The sequence below is a fragment of the Pseudomonas sp. Pse35 genome (assembly GCF_024519715.1).
Taxonomy (GTDB): domain Bacteria; phylum Pseudomonadota; class Gammaproteobacteria; order Pseudomonadales; family Pseudomonadaceae; genus Aquipseudomonas; species Aquipseudomonas paracarnis.
In genome coordinates this window covers 125,298-138,386 of record NZ_JALJRP010000008.1, presented here as the reverse complement: position 1 = coordinate 138,386, position 13,089 = coordinate 125,298, and the positions used below count along the sequence as shown (strand labels likewise).

Here is a 13,089-nt window from a genome sequence, read left to right as displayed (position 1 = left end):
CACGGCGTGATACAGGACGTGGAGCGTCCGGGGCGGCATTACCACGCGGAGCGTGGGAACGATCTAGCAGGTTGACCTGGCTTTTACCTATCTCTGCCTCGCGAGGTTTTGCCATGCAAACGCTAAGGCGCGTCTGGGAGCACCTGGAGGAAGGCTTTATCGCTTTCCTGCTGGCCGCCATGACCCTGGTGACATTCGTCTACGTCATGCTCAACAACGTCTACACCCTGTTCTTTTCCCTGGCCGACAAATGGGCCTGGAGCAGCCCCTTCTTCAATGCCCTGGGCGACGGCAGCATGACCTGGGCCCAAGAGATGACCTGGAGTGTGGCGCTGACCAAGGCCATGTTCGGCTGGTTGATTTTCTTCGGCATTTCCTACGGCGTGCGCACCGCCGGCCACCTGGGCGTGGACGCGCTGGTGCGGCTGACCCGGCGCCCGGTGCAGCGCCTGCTCGGCATGCTCGCCTGCCTGTGCTGCCTGGCCTATGCCGGGCTGTTCATGGTGGCCAGCTACAAGTGGGTAAGTGCGGTGATGACCGCGCATATCGGCGCCGAAGACCTCGACCAGTTCGGCATCGATGTCGGCGACATCGTGGTGATCGTGCCCATTGGCTTTGCGTTGGTATTGATCCGCTACCTGGAAATTTTCTACCGCATCTTTACCCACCGCCAGGTCGGGTTGGGGTTGGCCGACGAGGCCGGTGAGGCCAGCAAGTTGGCCGGCAGCCATGAGGAGCGTCACTGATGGCCGTGCTCTGTCTGTTTTTGCTGTTGTTCGTGTTCATGTTCCTGGGCGTGCCGATTGCGATTGCCCTGGGGCTGTCCGGTGCGGTGTCGATTTTGATGTTCAGCCAGGACTCGGTGAGTTCCCTGGCGATCAAACTGTTTGAAACCAGCGATGCCTACACCTTCCTGGCGATTCCGTTTTTCCTGTTGTCCGGTGCCTTCATGACCACCGGCGGCGTGGCCCAGCGGCTGATCGACTTTGCCAACGCCTGTGTCGGGCATATCCGCGGTGGCCTGGCGATTGCGGCGGTGCTGGCGTGCATGCTATTTGCAGCGCTGTCCGGGTCGTCACCGGCCACGGTGGCAGCGGTGGGTTCGATTGCCGTGGCGGGCATGGTGCGCTCCGGTTATCCGAAGGAATTTGGTGCGGGCATCATCTGCAATGCCGGGACCTTGGGCATTCTGATTCCGCCGTCGATCGTGATGGTGGTGTATTCGGCGGCGACCGAAACCTCGGTGGGCAAGTTGTTCATGGCCGGGGTGATTCCGGGCTTGCTGCTGGGCCTGATGTTGATGGTCGCGATCTATATCGTCGCCCGCATCAAGAAGCTGCCTGCGCAACCCCGGGCGACATTCCGTGAGTGGCTGAGCTGTGCACGCCGGGCATTCTGGGGCCTGTTGCTGCTGGTGATCATCCTCGGCGGCATTTACAGCGGCATGTTCACCCCGACCGAAGCGGCGGCAGTGGCGGCCGTGTATTCAGCATTCGTCGCGCTGTTCGTCTACAAGGACATGAAGCTGCGCGACTGCCCCAAGGTGCTGCTGGAGTCGGGGCGCTTGTCGATCATGCTGATGTTCATCATCGCCAACGCCATGCTGTTTGCCCACGTGCTGACCACCGAACAGATCCCCCAGCAAATCACTGCGTGGGTAATCTCGGAAGGGCTGACGCCGATTGGCTTTTTGATCATGGTCAACGTGGTGCTGCTGATTGCCGGCAGCTTTATGGAGCCTTCGGCCATTGTGCTGATCCTGGCGCCGATCTTTTTCCCGATTGCGATGAAGCTGGGCATTGATCCGATTCACCTGGGCATCGTGATGGTGGTGAACATGGAAATCGGCCTGGTGCACCCGCCGGTGGGGCTGAACCTGTTCGTGACCTCGGCGGTGACCGGGCTGACATTGGGGCAGACTATTCGCGCGGCGATGCCGTGGCTGATGATTTTGCTGGTGTTCCTGATCATGGTGACTTACTTGCCGTTCATTTCCCTTGCGCTGCCGCAGTGGCTCGGAATGTAGGGTGGGAGGGGGCTTGCCCCGATGGCGGTGGGTCAGACACTCCCTCATCGGGGCATAGGTATCTACATAACTCAGGGACGACGCAGGCCCTGTGGCGAGGGCGCTTGCTCCCGTGACTACCCAACGGCGGACGCTGATCTAACTGACGCGCCGCGATCCAAATGTGGGAGCAGGCTTGCCTGCGATGGCGGCCTTATTGGTCCATCGCACTCAAGATCGCGTGCGCTACTTTCACCCTTTCGGCATTCGGGTAGTTCCGGTTCGCCAGGATCACCACCCCCATGTCCTTGCTTGGCACGTACGCCACGTAAGCACCAAAGCCGCCAGTGGACCCGGTTTTGTTGTACAGCACGTTGGCCGGCTCGGCCTGGGCGGGTGTCAACCAGGTGACCTTGTGCGGCTCCATCGCCATCGGTGTGGAGTTGCCGTCCAGTAACGCTTGCAGGCCGATGGGGTAGGGGTAGCGTTCCCAGCCCAGCCCCTGGGTCATGCCGTTGACGGTGTAGTAGCCGGCGTGACTGGTGGCAATGGCCTGTTGCACCGGTTGTTCCAGGGTTTGCGGGTGCATGTTCGCGATCACGTAGCGGGCCAGGTCCTGGCTGCTGCTCTTGAGGCCATAGGCTTCGAAGTCCAGGGCGCCAGGGTTGACGCGTACCGGTTTCTGCTGGCTGTCATAGCCCTGGGCGTATTGGCCAGCCTTGTCGGCGGGGACGCGAGTATAGGTATTGGTCAAGCCCAGCTTGGGCAGCAGGGTTTTTTCCATGGCGACGGTGAAAGGCTGGCCCAGGCTTTTTGCGGTCACGTAACCGAACAGGCCAATGCTGGGGTTGGAGTAAAGGCGTTGTTCCCCCGGCGCATAAGTGGGTTTCCAATGCTGGAAGTAATCCATCATGGTGGTTGCACTGTCGGCGGCATCCGGAAACTGCAGCGTCAGGCCGCCGGCGGTATAAGTGGCCAGTTGCAGCAGGCTGATGCGATCGAACGCGCTGCCAGCCAGGACGGGCAGATGTTGGCTGGTCATGTCCGACAGCTTGAGCTTGCCGATGGCCTGGGCATATCCGCCGAGGGTGGCGTTGAAGGTTTTGCTCACTGAGCCGATTTCGAACAGGGTGTTTTCGGTGACGGGTGCCTGGGTGTCTTTGGCGGCGACGCCGTAGTTAAAGTATTGCACCTTGCCGTGTTGGACGACCGCGACCGTCAGGCCCGGGATGCCTTGCTGTTTCATCAGAGGGGTGACGTGGCTGTCCACGACCTGGCGCATATCGGTGGCGGCCATGCAGCTGCCAGCGCCAAGCAACAAAGCTGAAACCGCATATTTTTTCAGAGTGTGTTTCATGGTTCGCTTCCATGTAAATAAGGCAATGACGATCGGAGCCTGCGCAGGCGTGGCAAATGTAGGTAGATTTCCGGGCGTCGGCAAACGATGATATCTCGCACCTGCCATTAGAAAAATTTGGGTCAAGCCATGTTGCGTTCCCACCTGCCGCTCAATGCGTTGCGCGCCTTCGAAGCGTCGGCGCGCCATTTGAGCTTTACCCGTGCGGCCATTGAGCTGTGCGTGACCCAGGCGGCGGTCAGTCATCAGGTCAAAAGTCTCGAAGCGCAACTCAACGTCACGCTGTTCAAGCGCCTGCCACGGGGCTTGATGCTCACCAGCGAAGGCGAATCCCTGCTGCCCGTGCTGCGTGACGCCTTCGACCGTATTGCCCTGACCTTGGATCAGTTTGAAGGCGGGCATTACCGTGAAGTCCTGACGGTGGGGGCGGTCGGTACCTTTGCGGTGGGCTGGTTGTTGCCACGCCTGGCGGATTTTCACAGCCGCTACCCGTTGATCGACTTGCGCTTGTCCACCCACAACAACCGCGTGGATGTCGCTGCCGAGGGCCTGGATTATGCCATCCGCTTTGGCGCCGGCGCGTGGCACGGCACCGACGCCTGCCCCTTGCTTGAGGCACCGCTGACGGTGTTGTGCGTGCCGCAGATTGCCGAACAACTGCACAGCCCGGCTGACGTACTGAAACACACCTTGCTGCGTTCCTACCGTGCCGATGAGTGGAACCTGTGGTTCCAGGCCGCCGGTTTGCCCAGCGATACACGGATGCCGCGCAGCGTGGTGTTCGACTCTTCGCTGGCGATGATGGAGGCCGCGCTGCAAGGGACTGGCGTAGCACTGGCGCCAGCCCTGATGTTTTCACGGCAATTGGAGAACGATGTGATCCGCCAGCCGTTCGAGGTGGGGATCACCACCGGCAGCTATTGGTTGACGCGCTTGCAGTCGCGGGCTGAGACACCCGCGATGTTGGCGTTCAAAGGGTGGTTGCAGGCAAGTGTTGGATAACATTTGGGGAGGCAGACCCTCATTTATCTAGGAGCGAGCTTGCTCGCGAAAAACTCCCAGGCGCCGCGTCTATCCAGGACGCCCGCGTTATCGTTGTCGTTTTTCGCGAGCAAGCTCGCTCCTACATCAGGTATTGGCGGAACCATCCCAGGGTGCGTTCCCAGGCAAGGTTCGCCGCTGCTTCGTCATAGCGCGGTGTCGAATCATTATGGAACCCGTGATTGGCGCCCTTGTAGATAAACGCCTCATACCTCGTCCCCGCGGCCTTCAATGCCTGTTCATACGCCGGCCAGCCTTCATTGATGCGCGTATCCAGCTCACCGAAATGCAACATGACCGGCGCCTTGATGCGCGGCACGTCCTTGGCGTCGGGTTGGCGCCCGTAGAACGACACTGCCGCGCCCAGTTCCGGGTAGGCCACCGCCGCTGCATTGGTCATGCCACCGCCGTAACAGAACCCGGTGATGCCGACTTTGCCCGTGCTGCTGTCGTGCTGCATCAGCCACTCGATGGCGGCAAAGAAGTCGTTCATCAGTTTGGTCGGGTCGACGGTCTGCTGCAGGGCCACGCCTTTTTCATCATTGCCAGGGTAGCCGCCCACCGAGGTCAGGCCGTCCGGGGCCAGGGCGATAAAGCCGGCCTTGGCCAGGCGTCGGGCGACGTCTTCGATATAGGGGTTCAGGCCCCGGTTTTCATGCACCACCACCACGGCGGGCAGCTTGCCTGCCGCCTTGGCTGGGCGCACCAGATAGCCGCGCACGGTGCCGTTGCCTTTGGGCGAGGGGTAGGTGATGTAGTCGGCGACGATATCCGGGTCGGTGAATTTCACCTGCTCGGCCAGGGCGTAATTGGGGCTCAGGGCCGCGAGCAATGCCGAAGCGGTGAGGCCACCGAGGGTGAACAGCGCGGCGCGGTCGAGAAATTCGCGGCGGTTGATCTTGCCGTGGGCATAGCCGTCGTAGAGTTCCAGCAGTTCGGGAGCAAAGTCTTTCGCGGTCAGACGAGTCATCGGTGCAGTCCTCGATTAGCGGTTGCCGTCACTGTAGACCAGGATCAAACCTCGCGGCCATGGGCGGCGGCGGCCAGTTGCCCGGTGTCGACGCGCACGAACACCGAGTCGCCGACGGCGGTGAGCACGCTGCCTGCATACACTTCGCAGACCACCCGGCTTTTGCGACCGATTTCGCCTTCGACCCGCGCCCGCAGGACCAGGGGCACACCCATGGGCGTGGGCTTGATGAATTTGATCCCCAGGTTACCGGTGACGCAGTCGATGCGCGGCAGGCTGCCGGGTTCACGCTGTTCGGCGCGGTAGTGGTAGGCCATGGCGGTCCAGTTGGAATGGCAGTCCACCAGCATGGCGATCAGGCCACCGTAGACCAGGTCTGGCCAGCCGCTGTATTTGGCCTCGGGTTGATGCTCGGCAATGACGTGTACGCCATCGTCATCCCAGCGGCTCTTGATGTGCAGGCCATGAGGGTTGCTGCTGCCGCAGCCGTAGCAGATGCCTTCCGGCGCCGTGGTGTCCTGGAGAGAAGCGCTGTGCATGCAGAGTCCTTGTTGTTGTTTGGGCGACGCTTCTATTTAGCAGGCCAGGGGTTAGCGAGCAAACTTCTTCGCCCCGGCCACGCAGCCGATCACCGCCACCGTCACCAGCACCATGCCCAGGCTGACCTGTTCATGCAGCAAACCCGCTGCCAGCGCCAGGCCGAAGAACGGTTGCAGCAACTGCAACTGGCCGACCGCGGCAATCCCGCCCTGGGCCAGGCCGCGGTACCAGAATACAAAGCCGATCAACATGCTGAACACCGCCACGTAGCCCAGGCTCAACCAGGCCGGCAAGCTGATACCGCTGAGGGTAGACGGCGCCAACAACAGGCTCAAGGGCGCCACCACCGGCAGCGACACCACCAGCGCCCAGCAGATCACCTGCCAGCCGCCCAGGCTGCGCGACAGCTTGGCGCCTTCGGCATACCCCAGGCCGCATGCCAGCACGGCCAACAGCATCAACACATCGCCCGCGGGTGCGGCGCTCAAGCCTTGGGTAACGGCATATCCCATCACCAATAGGCTGCCCAGGATCGAAAACAACCAGAACACCGGCCTCGGCCGTTCACCGCCGCGCAGCACACCGAACACCGCCGTAGCCAGTGGCAGCAGGCCGATAAAGACGATGGAGTGGGCCGAGGTCACGTACTGCAGGGCCAGGGCCGTCAGCAGTGGAAAGCCGATCACCACGCCAAGCGCGACGATAACCAGCGGTGCCCATTGCTGGCGCGTGGGGCGTTTTTCCTTGAATACCCCCAATAGGCACAACCCCAGTAGCGCCGCGAGAGTGGCGCGGATCATGGTCAGGAACACCGGATCGAATTCCATGACCGCCAGGCGCGTGGCTGGCAGCGAGCCGCTGAAAATCACCACACCGATAAAACCGTTGATCCAACCCTGGGTGCTGCTGTCCAGAGTGCCGAGAGGAGAAGTGCGTTCCATGGGGGACCTGTCCGAAAATGGCAGTTGCGTGCTGGGCATCCTAGGATTGAAGATTAAGACAATCAAAAAATTGTCATGGATACATCCCTATGCCCCGTGCTCGCTACAAGACGCTGGTCGATACCTTCGCCGAGGCCATCCGCAGCGGCCAATTGCAGCCCGGCACGCGGTTGCCTACCCATCGCCAATTGGCCGCCGAGCATGGCCTGGCACTGGTCACCGCCAGCCGGGTGTACAGCGAGCTGGAAGCCATGGGCCTGGTCAGTGGCGAAACCGGGCGCGGCACCTTCGTACGTGAGATTGCCTTGCCACCGGGGCAGGGCAGCGGGCAGATGACGGTTGCGGCGGGTTTGCTGGACCTGAATTTCAACTATCCGTCTTTGCCGGGCCAGGCCGAGCTGCTGCGCACGGCGTTGCGCCAACTCGCCCTGTCCGGCGATCTGGAGGCGTTGCTGCGTTACCAGCCCCATGCCGGACGTGTGCACGAGCGCGCCGCCGTGGCCCGGCACTTGTTGAACCGAGGGTTGACGGTGCAAGCCGAGCAGGTGCTGGTGGTCAGCGGCGCCCAGCATGGCCTGGCGGTGAGCATGATGACCTTGCTCAAGCCTGGGGATGTGGTCGCGGTGGATGCGCTGACCTATTCGGGGTTTAAGGTACTGGCCGAAACCCTGCACCTGGAACTGGTCGCCATCCCAGTCACAGCCAACGGCCCTGATCTTGACCACCTGCACAGCCTGTGTCGCCAGCGCCCGGTGCGAGCGGTGTACAGCATGCCGACCCTGCATAACCCGCTGGGCTGGGTGATGAGCCTGGAGCAGCGCGAGCGCTTGGTGGCAATCGCCCGGCAGCACAACCTGATGATCATCGAGGATGGCGCCTATGCGTTTCTCGCCGAAGAAGCGCCGCCGCCTTTGGCAACTCTTGCACCGGAGCGCACGGTGTACATCGGCGGGTTGTCCAAAAGTGTCGCCACCGGTTTGCGCGTGGGCTTTATCGCTGCGCCTATGGCTTGGGTGAGCGGCTTGGAACGCACGATCATGGCCACTACCTGGAACGTGCCGGGGGTGATGAGCGCGATTGCGGTGGGCTGGCTCGAGGACGGCACGGTGGCGCAACTGGAGGCGCAAAAGCGTGCGGATGCCCAGGCCCGTCAAGCGTTGGCGGCGCAGGTGCTGAGAGGGGTGAAGACCATCAGTCACCCGTCCTCCTACTTTCTGTGGCTACCGTTGGCGGAAGACGCCCGCGCCGATCAGGTCGCCATGACCTTGCAGCGCGCGGGCATCTCGGTTTCAACCGCCGAACCTTTCGCGGTCTCGGCCCAGGTGCCCCACGCGCTGCGCCTGGCCCTGGGTTCGGTGCCCATGGCGGCGTTGCGTGAGGCGCTGGTGAAGGTGCGCAAGGTGGTGGCGTGGTGAGCGATCTTCAGTACTTGTAAGCCTGGCGACCAATCAGCAGCCATTTGCCATGCTGTTTTTGCCAGACCTGGAAGTTGTCGATATCGGTTGGTGTGTCCACACCGCTGTTCACTGCCAAGGCGTGGAAGTGGTTGCGCACCAGAGCGGTATCGCCGTTGAGGGTGATGGTCTGGTTTTGCATCTCCAGGGTTTTGAATGCGCTGGTATGGGTTTCCAGGTCGGCAATGAATTGCGCTTTGTTTTGCACCTTGCCGCTGGAGTGGCCGTAGGTGAGCTTGTCGGACGTCAGTGCATGAAGCTGCTTGAGGTCCAGATGCAGCATGGCTTGGGTCAATTGATCAACTGCCTGGGCTACATCCTTCTCGGCGGTGCCGGGCGCGGCGGCGACGTAGCCGGAGAACAGGCACAGAAATCCGATCAGCACTTTGAAGTTGGGCATGGGTATTTCCTTATTGTTGTTGGGAAATGCGACGAGGTACGTCGTCGTACAACGATGCAATATTCTCAAGCGGGAAGCAAAGTGAAATTTTGCAGGAGCTTGAGGTGAGGAGGCGCTAGAGTTCCATCACCATCCGCGCAGCCGAGGTACATCATGGATTTTGACTGGCACAGCGACGTCATCACCCGCGCTACAGCCGTCACCCCTAGCTATAAAAACACCCAGAACGTGCGCCGCTTTATGCTTGAGCAGTGTGGCCCGGCGTTCAGGTTCAACCGTCCATTCATGGCGTGGATTCGTAACGGCGCACCCAAGACTTTGGGGGATGTGGTGGAGGAGTGGCTGCGTCGCAACGAGGTGCTTCGGTCCTCGCACCACGGTGTTTGAACTGAAATATGAACAAAAAGTGTGGGAGCGGGCTTGCTGTGGCGAGGGAGCTTGCTCCCGCTCGACAGCGCAGCTGGAGCCGGCTTTTTGGGGGCGCTACGCACCCCAGCGCAAGCAAGCTTGCTCGCCACAGCAAGCCCGCATTTGAGTGAGGAGCCCAGCTAGATAGTCGCCAGCGGTGGCGTACGCGGCGGGATCATCCGTTTGCTGCCGGTGGCTTCGAACGCCGAGGCAAAGCGCAACAGCGCCGAATCGTCATAGGCACGCCCGGCGAAGGTCAGCCCCACCGGCATGCCGATGTCTGCCATCACCCCCATCGGCACGGTGACGGTGGGCACGCCCAGGTGGCGGATGGCGAGGTTGCCGTTGGCCACCCACACGCCGTTGCTCCAGGCAATGTCGGCAGACGCTTCGTTCACATCGGCATCCGCCGGGCCTACGTCGGCCACGGTGGGGAACAGCACGGCGTCGAGCCCGAGGGTGTCCATCCAGTCTTCCAGGTCCAGGCGCCGGGTTTGCTCCAGGCCGCACAGGCCATCGGGCACGGTGCTGATCTGGTCCCATGGCGTGATGCCGCGTTGGGCCATGCGCACGTATTCGTCCATGCCGGCGGCCAGGTCGTCTTCACGGTTGGGCAGGGTGCCGGGGTCGTGGGGGAAGATGTTCGGCCCGTCCACATCGGCCAGGCGGTTCAGGTGCGGGTCGCCGTTGGCACGCAGGAAATCATCGAAGGCCCATGCAGACAGCTCCCACAACTCGTCGTGGAGGAACTCTTTAGAGACCAGGCCACGGGTAAACACCGTCGGCGCGCCGGGGCGGTCGCCTTCGCAGTTGGACACCAGCGGGAAATCCACTTCGATCACTTCGGCACCCGCCGCTTCCAATGCCTGGCGCGCGGCTTGCCACAGTTCGATCACCGTGGCGCGGGTGTGGATCTTTTGTCCGGTCGGGCCGCCGATACCCGGTTTTTCGCTGGTGCCAGCATCCGGGTCGGCGTTGATGTACATGCGCGGCACGCCAAAGCGCTTGCCGGCCAGGTTTTCGCTGTCGACTGCCAGCGCGGCGTAGGACACCGGGCGCACCGAGGTGACGCTGGGGATCGGCACCCAGGGTTGCAGGCGCCACAGGTCACCACGTGTGTCCGGGTCTTCGGCCACCACGACGTCGAGCACTTCCAGCAGGTCGGCCATGGTGCGAGCATAAGGCACCACCACGTCCATGGTCGGGGTCAGTGGCCAGTTGCCGCGCACCGAAATCACGCCACGGGACGGCGTGTAGGCACACAAGCCATTATTGGAGGCCGGGCCGCGACCGCTGGACCAGGTTTCTTCAGCCAGCCCGAACGCGGCAAAGCTGGCGGCGGTGGCGGTACCAGCGCCGTTGGAGGAACCCGACGCAAACGGCGCGGTGAGGTAGTCGGCGTTGTAGGGGCTTTCGGCGCGACCGTACACGCCACGCTGCATACCGCCATTGGCCATCGGCGGCATGTTGGTCTTGCCCAGGCAGATAGCGCCACCGGCACGCAGACGCTCAATGGTGAAGGCATCGCGCTGGGCCACCAGCTTGGCAAACGCCGGGCTGCCGGATGCAGCCGTCAACCCCTTGACCAGGTAACTGTCCTTGGCGGTGTAAGGAATGCCATCCAGCGGCCCCAGGGTTTGCCCCTTGGCACGGCGCGCATCGGACGCCTGGGCTTCTTTGAGCGCATCGGGGTTGCGTACCACCACGGCGTTCAGTGCAGTGGCCGTCTGCGGGCCATCGTAGGCATCGATCCGCGCCAGGTACGCCTGCACCAGTTCAACTGCCGTGGTCTGGCCGGCTTCAAGCGCAGCGCGCAATTGGGCAATAGAGACTTCAGTAACTTGCATCACGTTTTTTTCGCCGCCTTCAAGTGGGGGTATGGCGGCAGTCTACGTACAGATATTTCACAAAACCAGCGCGGCATACTTCGTGTAGGCGGCGCGCAGGACATCTCGGGAAAGACGTCTGCAGGATTGCGAGCGGCAGCCTCTTGTCGCTAAGGTGGCCGCGCTGATTAACGTTGCACTTCAAGGAAGAGACCATGCACAGACCTTATATCGCCCTGGCTGCCTTGCTCGGGTTTACCCTCTATACGGTGGCGACCATGCTCACGGCCGAGCAGTCCCTGCTGGCATTTGGATGGGAACTGATGTCCCGGCCCGATACGGCGCAGGTGGTGATTGACCTGTATCTGATGGCGGTGCTGGCGTGTGTGTGGATGTACCGGGATGCGCGTAGGCGAGGGCGGTCGATGGTCTCAGTGCTGCCGTATTTTTTACTGACGGCAGTGTTTGTGTCGGTAGGGCCTTTGCTCTATATCGTGGTTAATGGATTTTCTCGCCGGGCCATGAAGTGAGGCTTGTTGCTCCCGTGACGACCTGCCAGCGACGCTGATCTGACTGACACACCACGATCCAAAGTGGGAGCTGGCTTGCTCGCGAAGGCGGCCTGGCAGTCAACACAGTTGGATTGTGGACATATCCATAGCAGATCAAGAGCGGCTCGCTTCGCATCGTGGTTACCGTTGAGCGCTACGGAATTGTGTCGATACCTATGGTCATCGCAGGCAAGCCACCCACATCTGGATCGTGGGGGGGCAGGTAGATAGGCTTCGGCTAGCAGGCCGCCATCGCAGGCAAGCCAGCTCCCCCATTTGGATCTAGTGGTGTCAGATAAATATGCATCGGCTGGCAGGCCGTCACGGGAGCAAGCTCCCTCGCCACAGGTCCCGCGTCGCCCCAAAGTTGTAGATAACTACGGCTATGGGGCGACGCAACCGATCAAACGCCTTTGGTCGACGGCAACAGTACCGTGAGGATACCCACCAACGGCAGGAACGAGCACAGCTTGTACACGTATTCGATGCCGTGATGGTCAGCGAGCATCCCGAGCAGCGCCGCGCCGATCCCGCTGAAGCCGAACATCAGGCCGAAGAATATCCCGGCGATCATGCCCACATTGCCCGGCACCAATTCCTGGGCAAACACCACGATGGCCGAGAATGCCGAGGCGATGATAAAGCCGATGACCACGCTGAGTACCGCGGTCCAGAACAGGTCGACGTAGGGCAGGGCCAGGGTGAACGGTGCGGCGCCGAGGATCGAGAACCAGATGACTTTCTTGCGGCCGATCTTGTCGCCGATCGGGCCACCGGCAAAGGTGCCCACGGCCACCGCGCCGAGGAACAGGAATAGGTACATCTGCGAGCTGGCCACCGACAGCTGGAATTTCTCGATCAGGTAGAACGTGAAGTAACTGGTCAGGCTGGTCATGTACCAGTATTTGGAGAACACCAGCACAGCCAATACCACCAGGGCGAAGGTCACGCGGCCTTTGGACAAACCGTGGGTCGCCTGGCTGCCTTGCTTGAGCTTGAACAGGTTGAGGTGGTGGCGGTACCAGCGGCTCAAACCGTACAGCACCAGGATGGCGAACACCGCAAACAGGCCGAACCAGGCAATGTGGCTTTGGCCGTAGGGAATGATGATCGCCGCCGCCAGCAACGGGCCGAAAGCGCTGCCGGTGTTGCCGCCGACCTGGAAGGTCGATTGCGCCAGGCCGTAGCGCCCACCGGAAGCCAGGCGTGCGACGCGGGAGGTTTCCGGGTGGAAGGTCGATGAGCCCACACCCACCAGCGCCGCCGCGAGCAATATCGCCGGGAAGTTGCCGACAAAGGCCAACATCAGGATGCCGATCAAGGTGCACACCATGCCCGCTGGTAATAACCAGGGTTTGGGGTGGCGGTCGGTGTGGTAGCCGATCCACGGTTGTAGCAGGGAGGCGGTCAACTGGAAGGTCAGGGTGATCAGGCCGACCTGGGTGAAGCTCAGGCCGTAGTTGGCTTTGAGCATCGGGTAGATCGATGGCAGCACAGCCTGGATCAAGTCATTGATCAGGTGCGCCAGGGCACAGGCGCCCAGGACGCGCATGACTAAGGGGCTTATTTGCGGGCTGGTCGAAGGTGCGGCGGGTG

General features: G+C 61.8%; 13 protein-coding genes. 6 read left to right on the top strand and 7 right to left on the bottom strand.

Features of this window, described 5'->3' with window-relative positions; genetic code table 11:
• Nucleotides 1-113 precede the first annotated feature (113 nt).
• Nucleotides 114-746 (top strand): TRAP transporter small permease, encoded by a 633-nt coding sequence (locus OC445_RS10075; RefSeq protein WP_198791707.1) that lies wholly within the window; start codon nucleotides 114-116, stop codon nucleotides 744-746.
• Entirely contained in the window at nucleotides 746-2,026 is a 1,281-nt protein-coding gene (gene dctM, locus OC445_RS10070) for a C4-dicarboxylate TRAP transporter large permease protein DctM (protein ID WP_014718351.1), read from the top strand. The genes OC445_RS10075 and dctM overlap by 1 nt, the downstream gene beginning before the upstream one ends.
• A 193-nt stretch (nucleotides 2,027-2,219) precedes the next feature.
• Here the strand turns inward: dctM and ampC are convergent, their stop codons facing one another.
• The gene (ampC, locus tag OC445_RS10065; protein WP_181125321.1) at nucleotides 2,220-3,362 is read right to left on the bottom strand and encodes a class C beta-lactamase; all 1,143 of its coding nucleotides are present in this window, start codon (nucleotides 3,360-3,362) and stop codon (nucleotides 2,220-2,222) included.
• A gap of 129 nt (nucleotides 3,363-3,491) precedes the next feature.
• Between ampC and OC445_RS10060 the strand changes: the two genes are divergently transcribed.
• Complete coding sequence (locus OC445_RS10060) at nucleotides 3,492-4,364, top strand: LysR family transcriptional regulator (RefSeq protein ID WP_089041808.1); 873 nt, start codon at nucleotides 3,492-3,494, stop codon at nucleotides 4,362-4,364.
• A 121-nt stretch (nucleotides 4,365-4,485) separates the two neighbouring features.
• Here the strand turns inward: OC445_RS10060 and yghX are convergent, their stop codons facing one another.
• Genes yghX through OC445_RS10045 form a run of 3 tightly spaced genes read right to left on the bottom strand, consistent with a single transcriptional unit; the run spans nucleotide 4,486 to nucleotide 6,854 of the window.
• On the bottom strand, nucleotides 4,486-5,373 hold the full coding sequence (gene yghX, locus OC445_RS10055) for a YghX family hydrolase (RefSeq protein ID WP_089041807.1): 888 nt from the start codon (nucleotides 5,371-5,373) through the stop codon (nucleotides 4,486-4,488).
• 44 nt (nucleotides 5,374-5,417) lie between these two features.
• Nucleotides 5,418-5,912 (bottom strand): PaaI family thioesterase, encoded by a 495-nt coding sequence (locus OC445_RS10050; protein ID WP_054897340.1) that lies wholly within the window; start codon nucleotides 5,910-5,912, stop codon nucleotides 5,418-5,420.
• Nucleotides 5,913-5,963: 51 nt separating this feature from the next.
• Nucleotides 5,964-6,854: a DMT family transporter gene (locus tag OC445_RS10045; RefSeq protein WP_072446345.1), complete on the bottom strand. Its 891-nt coding sequence runs from the start codon at nucleotides 6,852-6,854 to the stop codon at nucleotides 5,964-5,966.
• Between the two features lie 89 nt (nucleotides 6,855-6,943).
• On the opposite strand from OC445_RS10045, the gene OC445_RS10040 reads away from it, so the two are divergent.
• Nucleotides 6,944-8,269 carry a PLP-dependent aminotransferase family protein gene (locus tag OC445_RS10040; RefSeq protein WP_198791708.1) on the top strand — a complete coding sequence of 442 codons (1,326 nt, stop codon included), beginning with the start codon at nucleotides 6,944-6,946 and terminating at the stop codon, nucleotides 8,267-8,269.
• 7 nt (nucleotides 8,270-8,276) lie between these two features.
• On the opposite strand, the gene OC445_RS10035 is transcribed toward OC445_RS10040, so the two are convergent.
• The gene (locus OC445_RS10035) at nucleotides 8,277-8,708 is read right to left on the bottom strand and encodes a nuclear transport factor 2 family protein (RefSeq protein WP_198791709.1); all 432 of its coding nucleotides are present in this window, start codon (nucleotides 8,706-8,708) and stop codon (nucleotides 8,277-8,279) included.
• Nucleotides 8,709-8,861: 153 nt separating this feature from the next.
• On the opposite strand from OC445_RS10035, the gene OC445_RS10030 reads away from it, so the two are divergent.
• Complete coding sequence (locus tag OC445_RS10030) at nucleotides 8,862-9,095, top strand: DUF6434 domain-containing protein (RefSeq protein ID WP_198791710.1); 234 nt, start codon at nucleotides 8,862-8,864, stop codon at nucleotides 9,093-9,095.
• Between the two features lie 161 nt (nucleotides 9,096-9,256).
• Here the strand turns inward: OC445_RS10030 and OC445_RS10025 are convergent, their stop codons facing one another.
• Nucleotides 9,257-10,966, bottom strand: a complete 1,710-nt coding sequence (locus tag OC445_RS10025) for an amidase (protein WP_198791711.1) — start codon at nucleotides 10,964-10,966, stop codon at nucleotides 9,257-9,259.
• Between the two features lie 191 nt (nucleotides 10,967-11,157).
• Between OC445_RS10025 and OC445_RS10020 the strand changes: the two genes are divergently transcribed.
• Nucleotides 11,158-11,472: a DUF2834 domain-containing protein gene (locus OC445_RS10020; protein ID WP_034127600.1), complete on the top strand. Its 315-nt coding sequence runs from the start codon at nucleotides 11,158-11,160 to the stop codon at nucleotides 11,470-11,472.
• Nucleotides 11,473-11,896: 424 nt separating this feature from the next.
• Here the strand turns inward: OC445_RS10020 and OC445_RS10015 are convergent, their stop codons facing one another.
• The gene (locus tag OC445_RS10015) at nucleotides 11,897-13,060 is read right to left on the bottom strand and encodes an MFS transporter (RefSeq protein WP_410055952.1); all 1,164 of its coding nucleotides are present in this window, start codon (nucleotides 13,058-13,060) and stop codon (nucleotides 11,897-11,899) included.
• Between the last annotated feature and the right edge of the window lie 29 nt (nucleotides 13,061-13,089).

Bases quoted from the DNA above. Each gene is read 5' to 3' on its own strand.
- OC445_RS10075 (WP_198791707.1), top strand. From the start codon at position 114: ATGCAAACGCTAAGGCGCGTCTGGGAGCACCTGGAGGAAGGCTTTATC.
- dctM (WP_014718351.1), top strand. From the start codon at position 746: ATGGCCGTGCTCTGTCTGTTTTTGCTGTTGTTCGTGTTCATGTTCCTG.
- ampC (WP_181125321.1), bottom strand. From the start codon at position 3,362: ATGAAACACACTCTGAAAAAATATGCGGTTTCAGCTTTGTTGCTTGGC.
- OC445_RS10060 (WP_089041808.1), top strand. From the start codon at position 3,492: ATGTTGCGTTCCCACCTGCCGCTCAATGCGTTGCGCGCCTTCGAAGCG.
- yghX (WP_089041807.1), bottom strand. From the start codon at position 5,373: ATGACTCGTCTGACCGCGAAAGACTTTGCTCCCGAACTGCTGGAACTC.
- OC445_RS10050 (WP_054897340.1), bottom strand. From the start codon at position 5,912: ATGCACAGCGCTTCTCTCCAGGACACCACGGCGCCGGAAGGCATCTGC.
- OC445_RS10045 (WP_072446345.1), bottom strand. From the start codon at position 6,854: ATGGAACGCACTTCTCCTCTCGGCACTCTGGACAGCAGCACCCAGGGT.
- OC445_RS10040 (WP_198791708.1), top strand. From the start codon at position 6,944: ATGCCCCGTGCTCGCTACAAGACGCTGGTCGATACCTTCGCCGAGGCC.
- OC445_RS10035 (WP_198791709.1), bottom strand. From the start codon at position 8,708: ATGCCCAACTTCAAAGTGCTGATCGGATTTCTGTGCCTGTTCTCCGGC.
- OC445_RS10030 (WP_198791710.1), top strand. From the start codon at position 8,862: ATGGATTTTGACTGGCACAGCGACGTCATCACCCGCGCTACAGCCGTC.
- OC445_RS10020 (WP_034127600.1), top strand. From the start codon at position 11,158: ATGCACAGACCTTATATCGCCCTGGCTGCCTTGCTCGGGTTTACCCTC.